This window comes from Micromonospora sp. NPDC050200 (assembly GCF_040656135.1).
In the GTDB taxonomy this organism is placed as follows: domain Bacteria; phylum Actinomycetota; class Actinomycetes; order Mycobacteriales; family Micromonosporaceae; genus Micromonospora.
In genome coordinates, this window is sequence record NZ_JBFALG010000006.1 from 116,048 (window position 1) to 132,544 (window position 16,497).

At 74.1% G+C, this 16,497-nt stretch carries 12 protein-coding genes; 5 read left to right on the forward strand and 7 right to left on the reverse strand.

Annotated elements, in window-relative coordinates; translation table 11 throughout:
- Positions 1 to 19: 19 nt before the first annotated feature.
- Positions 20 to 2,104, forward strand: a complete 2,085-nt coding sequence (locus tag AB0I41_RS06675; protein ID WP_357102610.1) for a DUF6077 domain-containing protein — start codon at positions 20 to 22, stop codon at positions 2,102 to 2,104.
- Between the two features lie 226 nt (positions 2,105 to 2,330).
- Complete coding sequence (locus AB0I41_RS06680; RefSeq protein ID WP_357102612.1) at positions 2,331 to 4,088, forward strand: CDP-glycerol glycerophosphotransferase family protein; 1,758 nt, start codon at positions 2,331 to 2,333, stop codon at positions 4,086 to 4,088.
- Between the two features lie 61 nt (positions 4,089 to 4,149).
- Here AB0I41_RS06680 and AB0I41_RS06685 read toward each other — a convergent pair whose 3' ends face one another.
- Positions 4,150 to 4,488 carry a DUF952 domain-containing protein gene (locus AB0I41_RS06685; RefSeq protein WP_357102614.1) on the reverse strand — a complete coding sequence of 113 codons (339 nt, stop codon included), beginning with the start codon at positions 4,486 to 4,488 and terminating at the stop codon, positions 4,150 to 4,152.
- Between the two features lie 132 nt (positions 4,489 to 4,620).
- Here AB0I41_RS06685 and AB0I41_RS06690 point away from each other — a divergent pair, with 132 nt between their 5' ends.
- Both AB0I41_RS06690 and AB0I41_RS06695 read left to right on the forward strand, forming a co-directional pair.
- A complete protein-coding gene (locus AB0I41_RS06690) occupies positions 4,621 to 5,277 on the forward strand; it encodes a response regulator transcription factor (protein WP_357102616.1) in 657 nt (218 codons plus the stop codon).
- A 9-nt stretch (positions 5,278 to 5,286) separates the two neighbouring features.
- On the forward strand, positions 5,287 to 6,672 hold the full coding sequence (locus tag AB0I41_RS06695; RefSeq protein ID WP_357102618.1) for a HAMP domain-containing sensor histidine kinase: 1,386 nt from the start codon (positions 5,287 to 5,289) through the stop codon (positions 6,670 to 6,672).
- Positions 6,673 to 6,677: 5 nt separating this feature from the next.
- On the opposite strand, the gene AB0I41_RS06700 is transcribed toward AB0I41_RS06695, so the two are convergent.
- The 4 genes from AB0I41_RS06700 to AB0I41_RS06715 all read right to left on the reverse strand — a co-directional run bounded on the left by AB0I41_RS06700 (position 6,678) and on the right by AB0I41_RS06715 (position 10,879).
- Entirely contained in the window at positions 6,678 to 7,637 is a 960-nt protein-coding gene (locus AB0I41_RS06700; RefSeq protein WP_357102621.1) for a TAXI family TRAP transporter solute-binding subunit, read from the reverse strand.
- Positions 7,638 to 7,684: 47 nt separating this feature from the next.
- The gene (locus tag AB0I41_RS06705) at positions 7,685 to 8,338 is read right to left on the reverse strand and encodes a hypothetical protein (protein WP_357102623.1); all 654 of its coding nucleotides are present in this window, start codon (positions 8,336 to 8,338) and stop codon (positions 7,685 to 7,687) included.
- 99 nt (positions 8,339 to 8,437) lie between these two features.
- Positions 8,438 to 9,235 carry a peroxide stress protein YaaA gene (gene yaaA / locus AB0I41_RS06710; RefSeq protein WP_357102625.1) on the reverse strand — a complete coding sequence of 266 codons (798 nt, stop codon included), beginning with the start codon at positions 9,233 to 9,235 and terminating at the stop codon, positions 8,438 to 8,440.
- 21 nt (positions 9,236 to 9,256) lie between these two features.
- Positions 9,257 to 10,879: a hypothetical protein gene (locus AB0I41_RS06715; RefSeq protein WP_357102627.1), complete on the reverse strand. Its 1,623-nt coding sequence runs from the start codon at positions 10,877 to 10,879 to the stop codon at positions 9,257 to 9,259.
- Between the two features lie 118 nt (positions 10,880 to 10,997).
- On the opposite strand from AB0I41_RS06715, the gene AB0I41_RS06720 reads away from it, so the two are divergent.
- Positions 10,998 to 12,038, forward strand: a complete 1,041-nt coding sequence (locus AB0I41_RS06720; protein WP_357102629.1) for a phosphatase domain-containing protein — start codon at positions 10,998 to 11,000, stop codon at positions 12,036 to 12,038.
- 225 nt (positions 12,039 to 12,263) lie between these two features.
- Here AB0I41_RS06720 and glgB read toward each other — a convergent pair whose 3' ends face one another.
- On the reverse strand, positions 12,264 to 14,366 hold the full coding sequence (gene glgB, locus AB0I41_RS06725) for a 1,4-alpha-glucan branching protein GlgB (RefSeq protein WP_357102631.1): 2,103 nt from the start codon (positions 14,364 to 14,366) through the stop codon (positions 12,264 to 12,266).
- Positions 14,354 to 16,387: a maltotransferase domain-containing protein gene (locus AB0I41_RS06730; protein ID WP_357102633.1), complete on the reverse strand. Its 2,034-nt coding sequence runs from the start codon at positions 16,385 to 16,387 to the stop codon at positions 14,354 to 14,356. Before AB0I41_RS06730 ends, glgB begins: the two co-directional genes overlap by 13 nt.
- Positions 16,388 to 16,497 lie beyond the last annotated feature (110 nt).

The following is a 16,497-nucleotide window of genomic DNA, read 5'->3' on the forward strand; positions in this document are numbered from 1 at the left end:
ACAACGACAAGGACGACCCGTGTCGAACGCCGACCACGTTGCCGTCGCGGAGCGGCCCGCCTCCGCGGACGCGTCTCCCGAGAGCCCGCAGGCGCCCGGCCGGCGCCGGCTGTCCGCCCTGATCGCCGCGGCGCCCGCCGCCGTCACCAACGCCGGCGTGCTCGGTTTCGCCCTGTGGACCGTGCTCTACCACGCCGCGTTCCTGTTCCGCCTGCGCCCGTCGGTGACCTTCCTGATCTGGGTGGCGTGCGGTGTCGTGCTCGCCGGCTGGGCTTCGGTGCGCGTCTGGCGTCGCAGCGGCACGGCCACCGCGTCGCCGCCGGTGGAGCAGGGACCGGCCCCCGCCGGTCACCCGCGCCGCTGGGTGCTGCCGGTCGTGGCGGCCGCCGCCGTGGCGGCGATCACCGCCGGCCTGGCCGGCACCCCGGCCGGGGACGGCATCTCCTGGTGGGTGCCGGCCGTGGCCGGGATCGTCGCGGCCGTGGGCGTGATGCTGCTGACCCGGCGGGCCTGGCTGGCCGGGCCCGCGCCCGTGCCGGCGGCGCCCGCGCCGACCGCGCTCCAGTCGGCGTACGCGCTGCTCGTCTCGGTCGGGGTGGGGATCTCCTCGCTGTTCATCGCCCGGAGCACCCCCGACGACGTCTACTACGTCGGCAAGTCGGTCTGGGTGGCCGAGCGCGACATCGTGCCGCTCAACGACTTCCTGTTCACCGAGAACGTCGCCCCGGCGATGGGCTCGCAGCCGCCGACCCCCTCCATCGAGGTGTTCGCCGGCGCGCTCGGCCGGGTCCTCGGCATCCACGGCGCCTCGGCGACCTGGTACGTGCTGCTGCCGGTGCTCGCCGTGCTGGCCATCCTGGCGCTCTGGCGGCTGGTCCACCGGTGGGCGCCCCGCCGGCCGGTGCTCGCCTTCAGCGTCGCCGTCGCCTACCTCTACCTGGTGGCCGGCGCGGACGCCGCACTCGGCACCTTCCACCTGCCCCGCCTCTACGAGGGCAAGGGCATGTTCGTCTCGGCGGTCATCCCGCTGATGTGGCTCTACCTGACCGAGTGGTTCGACACCCGCTCCCGCCGGTCGCTGCTGCTGGTCTTCGCGCTGTCGGTCACCGCCAGCGGCCTGACCACCACCTCGGCGATCATCCTGCCGATGCTGGTCGGCGCGGCGGGGCTGGCCATGCTGCTGGTCGGCCGCTGGAAGGACGCCCTGATCGGCGGGGTGGCCGCCGTCGCGTACCCGGTCGGCGCGATCGTGGTGTCCCGGCTCGTGCTCGGCGGGATGAACGCGACCGGCGCGGACGACGCCTTCTTCGACGCCGAGTACACCTACCGGCGGACGCTGCTGGTGGGGATTGTCGGCGTGATCAGCGGCCTGGCGCTCTGGTGCGGCCCGCTGCTGGCCCGGCGCCGTACCCCGGCGCTGCTCGCCGCGGGCGCCACCCTGACGATGAGCGTGCTGCTCGTTCCGGGGGTGCTGGAGGTGCTGGGGGACCTCAGCGGCATCTCCGTCGTGCTGTGGCGGGTGCCCTGGCTGCTGGCCCTGCCGACGCTGATCGGTCTGCTCTGCACGGTCGACGTCCCCGCACTCACGCCGCTGCTGCGCCGTGCGGTCGGGGCCGTGGTCGCGGCGGCGATGGTCGTCTGCTTCGCGGTGTGGGCCACTCCGATGTGGTCGCCGGAGAGTTGGGTCCAGACGCACGATCGACCCACCTGGAAGCTGCCCCAGCAGCGGCAGAAGATCGCCTTCTGGATCTCCGACCAGGACCGGCCGGACGGCCTCCTGCTCGCCCCCTCGGTGATCATGCGGACCTCGCTGATCGTCACCAGCGAGGTCCGGGTGGTCCTGCCGCGCGACTTCTACCTGGTCGAGTATGACCTCAACTCGGACTTCGCCAAGGACCGGCTGCTGCTCGCGCAGTTTGCCGACGGCAAGATCCAGCCCTCCGCGGACCAGGTGGCCACGGCGGTGCAGCGGGTCGGGGTGGGCACCATCTGCGTCTACAACGGCAACCGGTACGCCCGCGACACCGTCGTCGACCTCGGCTTCGAGCAGTTCGCCGCGCGCAAGGGGCCGGGGGCGATGACCTGCTACCGGGAGGCCGGCTGAGCGTACCGAGGAGTCAGGTCGGCGGTGTCGCGGGAGCCGGTGCCGCGGAAGCGACCATCATGGCCTTCGACACCCGAGCGACGCCGGGACATTCACTCGCGTTAAGGTCGCAATCACCCGTAGCCCCGTCGCGCCGGCCTCGGCGCGGCGGAGGCACCCCACGTCGCGGCGTGACGCCGACGACCAGGGGTATCGCCCGTGATCGATCTTGTAGGGAGCGTACTAGTTGTTCGGCACGTTAATGGAACGCATCGGCATCGCCGCCCGTGGCGCGCTGCTGGTGCTGTCCTACCTGGTCATGCTCGTCGCGGGCGCCCTCGGCTGGGTGCCCGTCTTCGCCGTGGCCGGGCTGGCCGCCGTCGTCGGTGAGTTCGCCCTCTCCCGGTGGTCGCCGCCGTCGGACATCCTGCTGGAGAAGGTCGGCCTCAACCGGGGCTACCGGCAGCTCAGCCGCGACCTCGCCACCGTGCTGCTGGTCGCCGCGGCGGTCCGGCTGACCGGAGCCGAGGTGACCTGGCTGCTGCTCCTGCCGGCCGCGGTGTGGGTGATCGCGGTCTTCTCCGGCGCGCTCAACACGATGATCGACCGCCGGAACCCGATCTCCGCGCTGGTCCGCAACATCGAACTGGGCCCGATCCGGTCCGCGCCGCGCCCGCCGCAGTGGGCCGCCGACCTCGCCGGCGTGCCGCTGGCCGTGGTCAACGTGCTGCTGGTCCCGGCCGCCGTGGTGAGCGCGGTCCAGGACGACGCCGCTCCGGTCCTGGTCGTCGCCGCGGTGGCGGCCGTCCTGGCGGCGGTGGTCGGCGGGATCATCGCGCTGACCTGGCTGAGCGGCCGGGGCACCGGCAAGAGCCCGGTGCTGCCGGTGCTCCAGCGCTGGCTGGACAGCTACCGGCCCGAGGTGGCGCTCTACTTCGCCGGCCCCGCCAAGGACGTCTACCAGGCCAACATGTGGCTGGCCCCGACCGAGGCGCTGGACCAGCGCGGCGTCGTGCTGATGCGCAGCAAGGAGGCATTCCTCGAACTGGCCGACACCCGGCTGCCGGTGGTCTGCGTACCGGCCGGGGTCGACTTCATGAACCTCGAACTGGGCACCGTCCGGGCCGCGCTCTACGCCGCGAACGTCGGCGCGAACATCCACCTGCTCCGCGAGCCGGGCATGAAGCACGTCTTCGTCGGTCACGGTGACAGCGACAAGCAGGCCAGCGTCAACCCCTACAGCAAGGTGTACGACGAGGTGTGGGTCGCCGGCCTCGCCGGCCGGGAGCGCTACGCCCGGGCCGGCGTCGGCGTACGCGACGAGGACATCGCCGAGATCGGACGCCCGCAGCTCGCCGGCGTGCACACCTTCGGGGCGCCGGCCGAGGACCGGCCGTTCACCGTCCTCTACGCACCCACCTGGGAGGGCTGGCTGGACGACGACCCGTACCACACCTCGCTGGTGCTGATGGGGGAGCGGATTGTCAAGGGGCTGCTGGCCACCTCGCCCGCGGTCCGCCTGATCTACAAGCCGCACCCGCTGACGGGCTCCCGGTCCAAGGAGGCCAAGGTCGCGCACGAGCGGATGGTGGCGCTGGTCCGGGCGGCCGGCGGCGACGTCGACGCCACCTCACTGGACGGCCCCGGCCACCGGGTGGTCACCGGCCGCGTGCCGGCGCTGTTCGACTGTTTCAACCAGACCGACCTGCTGATCAGCGACGTCTCCAGCGTGGTCTCCGACTTCGTGCAGAGCCAGCGGCCGTACGTGGTGGCCAATCCGAGCGGGCTGCCCGAGGACGAGTTCCGGCGGGAGTACCCGACCTCCCGTGCGGCGTACCTGCTCTCGGTCGACTGCGGCGAACTGGAGAAGATCCTCGCGCTCACCCGGGCCGGCGACGACCCGATGACCGAGGCCCGCCGCGAGCTGAAGACCTACCTGCTCGGCCCGGCCGAGGCCAACCCGATGGAGCGGTTCCAGGAGGAGATCGGCCGGCTCTGCCGCTGACCCACCGTCGCTGAGGGGCCCGGGACGACACCGTCGTCCCGGGCCCCTGGCGTCTGCGCGGTCAGCCCAGCAGGTCCGCCACCGCCTCGGCGGCGGGCACGTCCGCCGGCAGTTCCGCGACGCCGGTGACCGCCTCCAGCGGCAGCGGTCCGTACAGGTGCGGGAACCAGGCGCCGTCCCGGGACGGCTCCCAGCGCAGGTCGTCGCCGAGCAACTCCGGGTCGACGGTGAGCAGGGCCAGCCCGGTGGCGCCGGCGTAGTGCCGGCGGACGGTCTCCACGATCTGGTCCGCCGCCGAGAGGTGCAGGAACCCGTCCTGGCGGTCCAGGGCCGAGGCGGGGACGTACCCGTCGACGCCGGCTCGTTCCCACTCGCCGACGGTCACCAGTTTGTAGATCATGACGGCAGCGTACGGCCCGCGCCACCCGCCCCGGGGCCGGTCGACGGGTCGGGTGGCCGAGCCGGCCCTCCCGCCGGCCGCCTACTTCTGCCACCATTCGCACGTCATCCGTACGACGAATGGGGGTCACCGGTGCGCATCCTGCTGGTCGAGGACGACCGACGGGTGGCCGCCGCCCTCTCCTCGGCGCTGACCCGGCGCGGGTACGAGGTCGAGCACGCCGCCACCGTCGCCGCGGCGCTCTCCGCCGCCCCGTGCGACCTGGTGCTGCTGGACCTGACCCTGCCCGACGGGGACGGCACCGAGGTCTGCCGGGAGCTGCGCCGGCGCAGCAGCCAGCTGGGCATCATCGCGGTGACCGCCCGGGGCGAGGAACGGGACCGGGTGCTCGGCCTGCGCCTGGGCGCCGACGACTACGTGGTGAAGCCGTTCTCGATGGTGGAGCTCCAGGCCCGGATCGAGGCGGTGCTGCGTCGCGCGTCGCACACCGTGCCGGAGCGGGACCTGATCGAGGCCGGGGCGGTACGCATCGACGTCGCCGCCCGTACGGTCACCGTCGCCGGCCGGCCGGTGGCGCTGACCCGCAAGGAGTTCGACATTCTGCTCTCGCTGGCCCGCCAACCCGGCGTCGCGGTGCCCCGGGACCGGATCCTGCTGGACGTCTGGGGCACGACCTGGGCCGACCGGCACACCGTCGAGGTGCACGTGGGCTCGCTGCGGGGCAAGCTCGGCGAGTCCCGCCTGGTGGAGACCGTGCGCGGGGTCGGCTACCGGCTCCGCGGCGAGTGAGGGGCGGCAGTGCGTCGTCGACTGGTCATCAGCTACCTGCTGCTGATGGTGCTGGTGCTGCTGGCGTTGGAGACCCCGCTGGCGGTCACCCTCGCCTCCCGGGAGACCGACCGGGTACGGGCCGACCGGCTCGCCGACGCGACCCGGTTCGCCTCGCTGGCCGGGCCGGCGCTGCGCGGCGGCGTGCCCGGGCCGCTCGGCGGCGAACTGGCCGCCTACGAGGAGCTGTACGGCATCGGCGCGGCGGTGGTCGACCGGGACGGCCGTACCGTGGTGGTGTCGCCGGGCTGGCGGGTCGGCCGGGGCGCCGAGACGGCGCGCGACACGGCGCTGTCGGGCCAGCAGTTCAGCGAGCCGGAGGCGGTCTGGCCGTGGGTGGACGGCCCGCTGATGGTGGCGGTGCCGATCAACGACGGCGGCGAGGTGCTCGGCGCGGTGGTCACCGCCACCCCGGCCGGCAAGGTCCGCCGCACGGTGACCGTCTGGTGGCTGCTGCTCGCCGGGATCGGCCTGCTCGCCGTGCTGGCCTGCGTCTCCACCGCGTTCGGGCTGGCCGGCTGGGTGCTGCGGCCGGTGACCGAGCTGGACGCGGTGACCCACGAGATCGCCGAGGGCGACCGGGGGGCGCGGGTGCAGCACCGGCTGGGCCCGCCCGAGCTGCGCCGCCTCGCGGCCAGCTTCAACAACATGGCCGACGCGGTCTCCGACGTGATGGACCGGCAGCGCGCGTTCGTGGCCCACGCCAGCCACCAGCTCCGCAATCCGCTGACCGCGCTGCGGCTGCGGGTGGAGGAGCTGGGGCCGAGCCTGACCGACCCGGAGGGCCGGGCCGAGCACCGGCTCGCGCTGGAGGAGACCGACCGGCTGGCACTGGTGCTCGACGCCCTGCTCACCCTGGCCCGCGTGGAACGGGAGGAGAACCAGCGGGTGACGGTGGACGCGGCGGAGGTCGCCGCCTTCCGGGTCGCCGCGTGGGAGCCGCTGGCCCGGCACCGGTCGGTCACCCTCCGGATGCGCACCAGCGGCCCGGCGTACGCCCGGACCGTGCCCACCGCCGTCGACCAGGCCCTGGACGCGCTGATCGACAACGCGGTGAAGTTCAGCGGGGCCGGGGGAGAGGTCACCGTGACCGTCCGGTACGCCGACGGCGGCACCGCCCTGGAGGTGCGCGACACCGGGCCGGGCATGACCCCGGGCCAGCTGGACCAGGCCACCGAGCGGTTCTGGCGGGCGCCGGACGCGCAGAACATCGACGGTGCCGGGCTCGGGCTGACCATCGTCGCGGTGCTGGTGGACGCCTCCGACGGGCGGCTCACCATGCGGACGGCCGACCCGCGTGGCCTGGTCGCGGAGCTGTGGTTCCCGTCGCCCGCCGGGCCGCCCGCCGGGGGCTGAGCCGGTCAGGGCTTGACGGAGCGGTACCAGTCGGCCGCGCCCGGGTGCAGCGGCAGCGGCGCGGTGGCGATCGCCGAGCGGGGGCTCATCCGGCCGGCCGCCGGATGGGCCGCGGCCAGTTCCGCCCGGCGTTCCATCAGCAGCCGGGTCAGCTCCCGGACCAGCGGCTCCGGCAGGTCCGCCCGGACGATCAGGTAGTTCGGGTTGGCCACCGTGGTGACCGGGTCGAGGCGGTACACCGAGCGCGGGATGTCCCGCGACACGTACACCTCGCGGTAGCTGCGGCGCAGCGGCTCGGTCCAGTCGCCGAGGTCGACGATCCGGGTGGCCGAGCCGGCCGTCAGCTCGTGCACCGCGCGCACCGGCAGCCCGCCCGAGAAGAAGAACGCGTCGATCTCGCCGGCCCGCAGCGCGGCCACCGAGTCGTCCAGGTTGAGGTGCTCCTGGCGGACCCGGTCGCCGCCCAGCCGGGCGACCTCCAGCAGCCGGGTCGCGGTGACCTCGGTACCGGAGCCCGCCGCGCCCACCGAGACCCGCCGGCCGCGCAGGTCGGCGACCGTCCGGACCGGGCCGCCGGCGGTGGTGACCAGGTGCAGCAGATCGTCGTAGACCCGGGCCACCGCGAGCACCGACGGCTGCGAGACCGGCCCAGTGGGCAGCACGTCGGCCTGGGTGAACCCGAGTTCGGCCTCGCCCGCGCCGACTAGCCGCATGTTCTCCGCGGAGGCGGCGGTGACCACCACGCTGGCCCGCACGCCGGGCAGCTCGCGGTTGAGGATGGCGGCCAGCGACTGCCCGAAGGCGTGGTAGACGGCGGTCGGGCTGCCGGTGGCGATCCGGATCGGCATCGGCTCGGCCGGGGAGTCCCGGCAGGCGCCGAGCCCGGCCGCCGACACGACGAGCATCAGCAGCGCCGCCGGGGCGGCGGCACGCCGCCGACCGGGGGCAGACCAGCAACGGCTCACCCACAGCACTGTGCGCCGCGTACCGCCCCGGGCGCAAGCCCGCCGGCTCAGCGGGCCGGGGTCAGCGCCGCGCGATCCATGATCCTGAGCCGGTCCGGGCCGCCGGCGACGCTGACCACGAAGCAGCCGGCGCCCGGTCGGAGCAGGGCCGGGACCTCCAGCAGGGCCGCGCCGCGGACCAGCACGGCGGCCAGCTCCCGGTCGGTCAACCGGATCCCCAGGATGTGCCGGCGCACGTGTCGCCCCCCGGCCAGCAGGGCCGACCGCCAGGCCGCCGCGGCCAACCGGGACCGCCAGGCCGCCCGCGCCGTCGACGTGCCGGCGGCCGCGCCGCCCAGCAGCTCGCGGCGGCCCCGCCGCCAGCCCGACTCGCGCAGCTCCGCGTACGCCGCCCGGTGTTCCCGGGGCATGTGCAGGCGGTGCAGCTCGTACCGGCGGCGCAGGCCGCCGCTGACCACCTCGTGCTCCACCGGCACGTCGAGCCGGTTGAGCAGTTGCCGCATCCGCAGCGCGGCGTCCTCCCGGTTGAACTCCGCCACCGGCCGGTACGGCTCGACCGGGCCGCCGTGCCCTGCGGCCGGCGGGGGCGTACAGCGGATCAGGCAGGCCACCTCGAACGCGTCAGCCAGGGTCAGCCAGTCCATCGGCGGCGGGGACGACGGAACGCGGGGCCGGTCGAGCAGGGTGGGTTGCGGGGCCATCGGACCGCTCCTTGTCGGCGTCGGGGTCCCCTTACCGTCACCTGCCGGCCGGCCCGGTTCCACCGATCCGGCCGAGCCTTGAGGAAATCTTGCGGCTCGTCAGAGTTCGGTGACCACGACGTCGAGCTGCCGGGGGCGCCCGGCCGGCGCCGGCTGCTCCTCGACCGTGTACTTGAGGTCACGCAGCGCGGTGACCAGCCCGGCGGCGGTGCGCGGCCGGGCGCCGGCCAGCAGCAGGTCACGGACCAGACGACCCTTGGTCGCCTTGTTGAAGTGGCTGACCACGCTCCGGGTCGGCCCGGCGGCCGTCTCCCGCTCGTGCAGCACCCGCACCGTCACCGTCCGGCCGGCCAGCGCGCCGCGTGGCGTCCAGGTGGCGGCGTACGCGCCGGAGCGCAGGTCCAGCACCGGGCCGTCGCCGGCCGCCGACGCCATCGCCGGGGTCAGCACCCGCCGCCAGTACGCCGACAGCGCCCCCACCCCCGGCAGCCTCGCCCCGATCGGACAGCGGTACGGCGGGATCCGGTCGGTGAGGCGTACCGCGCCCCAGAGACCGGAACTGATCTGCACCGTCCGGCGCGCCGCCCGCTGCGCCGGGGCCGGCAGCGAGGCCAGGTCGAGCGCCTCGTAGAGCACCCCGGTGTAGACCTGCCCGGCCGGTGCGGTGGCCGCCCGGTCCAGCCGCGCGTTGCGGGCCAGCTCGCCGCGCTGGCCGGCGCTGAGCCCGAGCGCGGCCAGCGCCGCCGCCTCGTCGTCGCCGCTGCCGAGCGCCATCAGCGCGGCCAGCACCTCCTGCCGGGCGGGGGTCAGCTCGGGCAGGGAGAGCCGGGTCAGGTCGAGCCGCCGACCCGTGCCGGCGTCGGCCTTCCCCTCGGAGGGCGGCAGCAGGATGAGCACGCCGCCAGCGTACGGGCCGGCTCAGCGCCACGGCCGCACGGCGGTCGGCGGGTGGTACACGCGATAGCCGGCGACCTCGACCAGGGTGGCGGCGTCGGCCCGCTCGCCCAGCAGCCGGCGCAGCCGGCGTTCCGCCGGGGAGTCGACCTGCAGCACGTATCCGGGGCGCTCCGCCCGGCCCACCTGCCGCCAGTACGGCCGGTAGCGGTTCTGCCCGGGGGTGAGCGCGCCGTCGAGCACCGCGCAGACCACCCGCTCGCCGGTGGCGAAGGTGAGCCGGTTGCAGGTCCAGTAGTCGCCGTACACCTCGCGCAGCCCGGTGCGGCGGACCGCGTCGGCCAGTTCGCGCGCCTGCCGCTCCTCGGCGCGGGGTGCGTCCACCGCCGCGATGAACAGTCCGGTGGCCACCACGGCGGCGGCGGTCAGCCCGGCCAGCACCGCGGTGGCGGTCGCCCCGGCCAGCCGGCCCGCCGCGCCGACCGGGCCCCGCCAGCAGGCCACCGCCGCCGCCCAGAGCGGCCAGAGCACCGCCGGCAGGGAGAGCTGGAGCACCGACAGGTAGCGGGCGTTGCCCAGCGGGTCGGTCGCGGCGAGCGGACTGCGGACGTACGCGAGCAGGGTCAGCGCCGCGCCGGCGACCAGGGTGAGCTGCGCGACGGGCCGGACCCGCCGGGCGGTGGGCAGGCCGGCGGTCCGGCGGTACGCGACCAGCGCGAGCAGCCCGGCGACCGCCAGCAGCACCGGGTAGAGCAGGCCGAACCACTCCTGCCAGCGGGCGCACCCGGTGACCGGGCAGAGCCCGGTGGCCAGCGGCACCCCCTCCAGCAGACCGCCGCGCAGCCGCGGCGACCAGGGCGGGGTCGCGCCGCCGCTGGCGTTGATCTGGCGCAGCACCGACAGCGAGTCCATCCCGGGTGGCGCGACGAGGTTGTCCCAGACCATCGGCGCCACCCCGAGGGCGAACCCGGCCAGCAGCAGCAGCCCCGGCCAGCCGAGCAGCTCTCGGCGGGCCGCGTAGAGCAGCAGCAGCCCGGCCACCGCCAGGTACGGCACGATCAGCCAGTCCGACCAGAGGGCCAGCCCGGCCAGCAGCCCGGCCAGCCCGATCGCGGCCCACCGGCGCCGCACCCGGTCCTGGGCCAGTGCCACGGCGATCAGCAGCATCGCCAGCACCGCCGGTTTCACCTCGGGCCGGCCGCCCACCACGGTCAACTGGTCGCGCACCACCCGTTCCGTGCCGAGCGCCAGCAGACCCACCACGAAGGTGGCGAACCAGGGCGAGTAGAGCCGACGGGTCAACCGGTACGACAGCCAGAGGAAGAGCGCGTACAGCCCCAGCAGCGGCAGCCGCAGCACCGGCCAGCTCGGCCCGGCCACCGCCACCAGCGGCGCCGCCAGGTACGCCTCGACCATGCCCATGTAGTGCTGCCCGTACAGGAACACCGGGTGCTCCCGGCCGGCGGCGATGTGCACGGCGGCGAGGCCGAAGGTCGCCTCGTCGCTGTTGGAGCCGGGCACGGTCAGCAGGGTCAGCACCAGCCGGTAGCCCACCCCGGCGATCCCGAGCAGCAGCGCGACGAGCGCCGGCCGGTCGAGCCGCGGACGCTCCGCGTCGTGCTGCGGTCCTGGTGTCGACACGACCAACGCCCCCGTCGCCGTCCCGACCGGAGTGTTTCACGCAGTACCGGACGTCCGGGGCGGATCCGCGGAGCCGGGCACATCTCGCGTGGCCGCTCTCATCGAGGTGTGGCAGGGTTGCAGCGTGCCACCCACTCCCGCGGGCCAGCTGGCCGTACCGAACCTGCACCGGGCCGCACGGATCGAGGACGCCGTGCACCAGCTGGTGGAGCGTCGGTTGCGCCGCACCGGCTGGCAGGTCAACATCATCGCGTACGCCGGCTACGGCGCGCCGGGCTGGGCGCGAGTGCTCTGCCGGGTGCTGCTCGGCCGCCCGGACACCCGGCAGCGGGGCCGGTTGGAGAAGGTACGCGGCTGGCGCAGCTTCGCCACGCTGCCGGCGAAGCACGTCAAGGTGACCATCGAGGCGGGTGGGGTGACCCACGAGACGCACGCCGACCGGAGTGGTTTCGTCGACACGGTCGTCGAGGGCGACTTCGCCCCCGGCTGGTCCTCGGTGCGCCTCAGCGTCGCCGACGCGGAGCCGGCCGAGGCCCTGGTGCGGGTGCTCGACCCGGAGGTCCGGTTCGGCATCCTCTCCGACATCGACGACACGGTCATGGTGACCGCGCTGCCCCGGCCGCTGCTGGCCGCCTGGAACACCTTCGTCCTGGACGAGCACGCCCGGGCCGCGGTGCCCGGGATGGCGGTGCTCTACGAGCGGCTGGCCACCGCCCACCCGGGAGCGCCGGTCTTCTACCTCTCCACCGGCGCGTGGAACGTCGCGCCGACGCTGACCCGGTTCCTCTCCCGGCACCTCTACCCGGCCGGTCCGCTGCTGCTCACCGACTGGGGCCCGACCGCCGACCGGTGGTTCCGCAGCGGCCGGGAGCACAAGCGGGCCACCCTGGCCCGGCTGGCCCGGGAGTTCCCGGACGTGCGCTGGCTGCTGATCGGCGACGACGGGCAGCACGACCAGGAGATCTACCGCGAGTTCGCCGCCGCCCACCCGGACAACGTCGCCGGGGTGGCGATCCGCCGTCTCTCGCCGACCCAGTCGGTGCTCGCCGGTAGCCTGCCAGCCCCGGCCGGCCGCTCCTCGTCGGGGCCGGTGGGACAGAAGTGGCTGTCGGCGCCGGACGGGGCCGGGCTCTGGAAACTGCTGCGGGACGCGGGCCTGGTCTGACCTACGAGAGCCGCGCATCGTCTGGCTACGAAGCGTGGTGCCCGCCCTTCTTGATGTCCCCGCGAGCGTGATACCTGTGAGGCATCAATATGCCTCACAGGTATCTCACTCACCACGAACATGCCCCGGCGGCGACCGGCCGAAGGGCGGCGACGAAGGCGGCGACGCGGGGCCGATCCTCACGCGCCACGACGTCCGTGCCGCACGTGGCTGACCCGGGCCCGGTCAGTCCCTGCGAAGCCAGAGCACGCCCAGCGGCGGCACCCGCAGCGCCACCGACGCCGCCATGCCGTGCCAGGGGATGTCCTGCGCGTGCACCGCGCCCAGGTTCCCTACCCCCGACCCGCCGTAGTGGTGCGCGTCGGTGTTGATCACCTCGGTCCAGGTGCCGCCGGCCGGCAGGCCGACCCGGTAGTCCTCCAGCGGCAGGGCGGAGAAGTTCGCCACGCAGACCAGGGTCGCGCCGTCCGGGGCGATCCGGACGAACGAGACGGTGTTGTTGGCGACGTCGTCCCCGGCGATCCAGCGGAAGCCGGCCGGATCGGTGTCCTGCGCCCAGAGCGCGGGCGTGACCTGGTAGACCGCGTTCAGGTCCCCGACGAGGCGCTGCACACCGGCCCGGGCCGGGTCGTGCGTCAGGTACCAGTCGAGGCCGCGCTCCTCGCTCCACTCCCGGTCGTCGGCCAGCTCGCAGCCCATGAAGAGCAGCTGCTTGCCCGGGTGCGCCCACATGTACGCCAGCAGCGCCCGCACGTTGGCCAGCCGCTGCCAGGTGTCGCCGGGCATCTTGCCGGCGAGCGAACCCTTGCCGTGCACCACCTCGTCGTGGCTGATCGGCAGCACGTAGTTCTCGCTCCAGGCGTACGCCAGGGAGAAGGTGAGCTGATGGTGGTGGTGCTGCCGGTAGATCGGGTCCTTGGAGGTGTAGAGCAGGGTGTCGTGCATCCAGCCCATGTTCCACTTGAACCCGAAGCCGAGCCCGCCGTCGGCGGTCGGGCGGGTCACCCCGGGCCAGGCGGTGGACTCCTCGGCGACCATCACCACCCCGGCGTGGTGCTTGTAGACGGTGGCGTTGACCTCCTGGAGGAACGCGATCGCCTCCAGGTTCTCCCGGCCGCCGTGCACGTTCGGGGCCCACTGCCCCTCCTCGCGGGAGTAGTCCAGGTAGAGCATCGACGCGACCGCGTCCACGCGCAGGCCGTCGACGTGGAACTCCTCGCACCAGTAGAGCGCGTTGGCGACCAGGAAGTTGCGCACCTCGCGGCGGCCGAAGTCGAAGACGTACGTGCCCCAGTCGGGGTGCTCGCCGCGCCGCGGGTCGGGGTGCTCGTAGAGCGGGGTGCCGTCGAACCGCGCGAGGGCCCACTCGTCCTTCGGGAAGTGCGCCGGCACCCAGTCCAGGATCACTCCGACGCCGGCGGAGTGCAGCCGGTCGACCAGGTGGCGGAAGTCGTCCGGGTCGCCGAAGCGGGAGGTCGGCGCGTAGTAGCCGGTGACCTGGTAGCCCCAGGAACCGCCGAACGGGTGTTCCATCACCGGCAGGAACTCCACGTGGGTGAAGCCCATCTCGGTGACGTACGCGGTGAGCTGCTCGGCCAGCTCCCGGTAGCCCAGGCCGGGCCGCCAGGAGCCGAGGTGTACCTCGTACACGCTCATCGGCTCCTGGTGCGGCTGTCGCCGCGCCCGCCGCTCCAGCCAGGCGGCGTCCGACCACTCGTACGTCGAGTGGTGCACCACCGAGGCCGTGGCCGGCGGCACCTCCGCGTACGCGGCGAGCGGGTCGGCCTTGTCCCGCCAGTGCCCGTCGGCGCCGAGGATGCGGTACTTGTAGCGGGCGCCGACCCGGTCGTCCGGCACGAAGATCTCCCACACCCCGCTGGAGCCGAGCGAACGCATCGGCCAGCCGTCGTCCGGGCCCCAGCCGGTGAAGTCGCCGACCACCCGCACCCCGCGGGCGTTGGGCGCCCACACCGAGAACGCCACGCCCCCGTTGAGGACCCGGGCGCCGAGCGCCTCCCAGAGCCGCTCGTGGCGTCCCTCGCCGATCAGGTGCAGGTCCAGTTCGCCGACGGTCGGCGGGTAGCGGTACGGGTCGTCGGTGGCGCGTCCGTCGGCCTCGATCCGGTAGTCGAGCACGGTGCCCTCGACCCGGGTCTCGAAGACCCCGACGTCGTGCACCCGCTTCATCGGGTGCCGCTCGTCGCCGACCAGCAGCAGCACGTCGCCGGCCCCCCGGCGCATCGCGCGGATCGTGGTCCACCCGTCGGCGGGGTGCGCGCCGAGCAGGGCGTGTGGGTCGTGCGTCGCGCCGGCGATCAGCTGGTCCATCGCGCGTCCTCCGGGACGGGAGCGGTCGTGGCGGGCGGTGGTGCGGTGGCGGCGGCCGGGCGTCGCCGCACCGACAACACGTGCGCGGGCTGAAGGTACGGGTCGAGGCGGACGGCGTTGTGCTGGCCCCACTCGTAGCTGGCGCCGGTCAGCTCGTCGTGCACGGTGAACCGGTCGTGCCAGTCGAAGCCGAGGGCCGGCATGTCCAACGTGGTGTTGCCCCACTGCACCGCGCGGGAGTCGAACGAGCAGACCACGATGACGGTGTTGCCGCTGTCCGGGTCGTGTTTGGACCAGCAGAGCAGGGCCGGGTTGTCGATGTCGTGGAAGCGCAGGTTGCGCAGCCGGTGCAGGGCCGGGTTGTCCCGGCGTACCCGGTTGAGGGTGGCGAGGAACGGCGCCAGCGAGCGGCCCTGCGCCTGCGCGCCGGCCCAGTCCCGGGGTCGCAGCTCGAACTTCTCGTTGTCCAGGTATTCCTCGGCGCCGGGGCGGGCGACGTGCTCGAAGAGTTCGAACCCGGCGTACACGCCCCAGGAAGGGGAGAGCAGCGCGGCCAGCACCGCCCGGATCTTGAACATCGGCGGACCGCCGTGCTGCAACGACTCGTGCAGGATGTCCGGCGTGTTCGGCCAGAAGTTCGGCCGCATGTAGTCGGCCGCGGCGACCAGTTCCTCGCAGTACGCCCGCATCTCGGCGGCCGACGTGCGCCAGGTGAAGTACGTGTACGACTGGGTGAAGCCGATCTTGCCGAGCCCGTGCATGATCGCCGGCCGGGTGAACGCCTCGGCGAGGAAGAGCACGCCCGGGTCGACCTTCCTGACCTCGGCGATCAGCCAGTGCCAGAAGTCGAACGGCTTGGTGTGCGGATTGTCGACCCGGAAGATCCGGATCCCCTCGCCGATCCAGTGCAGCACCACCCGCAGCACCTCGGCCCGGATCCCCTCCGGGTCGTTGTCGAAGTTCAGCGGGTAGATGTCCTGGTACTTCTTCGGCGGGTTCTCCGCGTACGCGATGCTGCCGTCGGCCCGGGTGGTGAACCACTCCGGGTGCTCGGTCACCCAGGGGTGGTCCGGCGCGCACTGCAACGCCAGGTCCATCGCCACCTCCAGGCCCTGTTCGGCGGCGGCGGCGACGAAGTCGCGGAAGTCCGCCGGCGTACCCAGGTCGGGGTGGATGGCGTCGTGGCCGCCCTCGGCGGCGCCGATCGCCCACGGCGAGCCCACGTCGTCGGGCCCGGCGGTCAGCGAGTTGTTGCGGCCCTTGCGGTTGACCCGGCCGATCGGGTGGATCGGCGGCAGGTAGAGCACGTCGAAGCCCATCGCCGCGACGCCGGGGAGCCGGTCCGTCGCGGTGCCGAAGGTGCCCGAGCGGGCCGGGGAGTCGACGGTGGCCGGGATCGCGCCCTCGGACCGGGGGAAGAACTCGTACCAGGCGGAGAAGAGCGCGCGGGGGCGGTCCACCCAGAGCCGGTACTCCTCGCCGGTGGTGACCAACTCGCGGACCGGGTGCGCCCAGAGCAGGTCGGCCAGGTCGAGGGCCGGGGCCACCCGCCGGGGCAGCGCCAGCTTCCCGTCGCGCAGCGCCTTCGCCGCCGCGCGGACCCGCTTGCGGTCACCGGCCGGGACCAGCTTCACGGCGGCGTCCAGCACCCGGGCACCCTCGGCCAGGTCGTTGGCCAGCTCGTCCGGGCCCTGACCGGCGGCCACCTTCTTGGTCACCGCGTTCTGCCAGGTCAGGTACGGGTCCTGGAACGCCTCCACGGTGAACGCCCAGGCGCCGACGGCGTCCGGACGGATGGTGGCGTGCCAGCGGTCCTGCCCCGGCTCGCCGGGGCGCATCCGGGTGAAGGGCCGCGCCCGGCCGTCCGGGCCGAGCCAGACCACGTTGCAGCCCAGCGCGTCGTGCCCCTCCCGGTAGGCGCGCGCCGACACCGGCACCACCTCGTCGACCACAGCCTTGGCCGGGTAGCGACCGCAGGAGACGACGGGGGAGACGTCTTCGATCGGGAACCGTCCGCTCACCCCGCCAACCTACTGCGCGAGATCGCTTCGCGCGCGGTCGAGCGTCCCCTTCACGGCCGCTCTCCCGCTGCGGCCCTCCCGGAAGTGGTGGTATCGGAATGAGGCGTGAC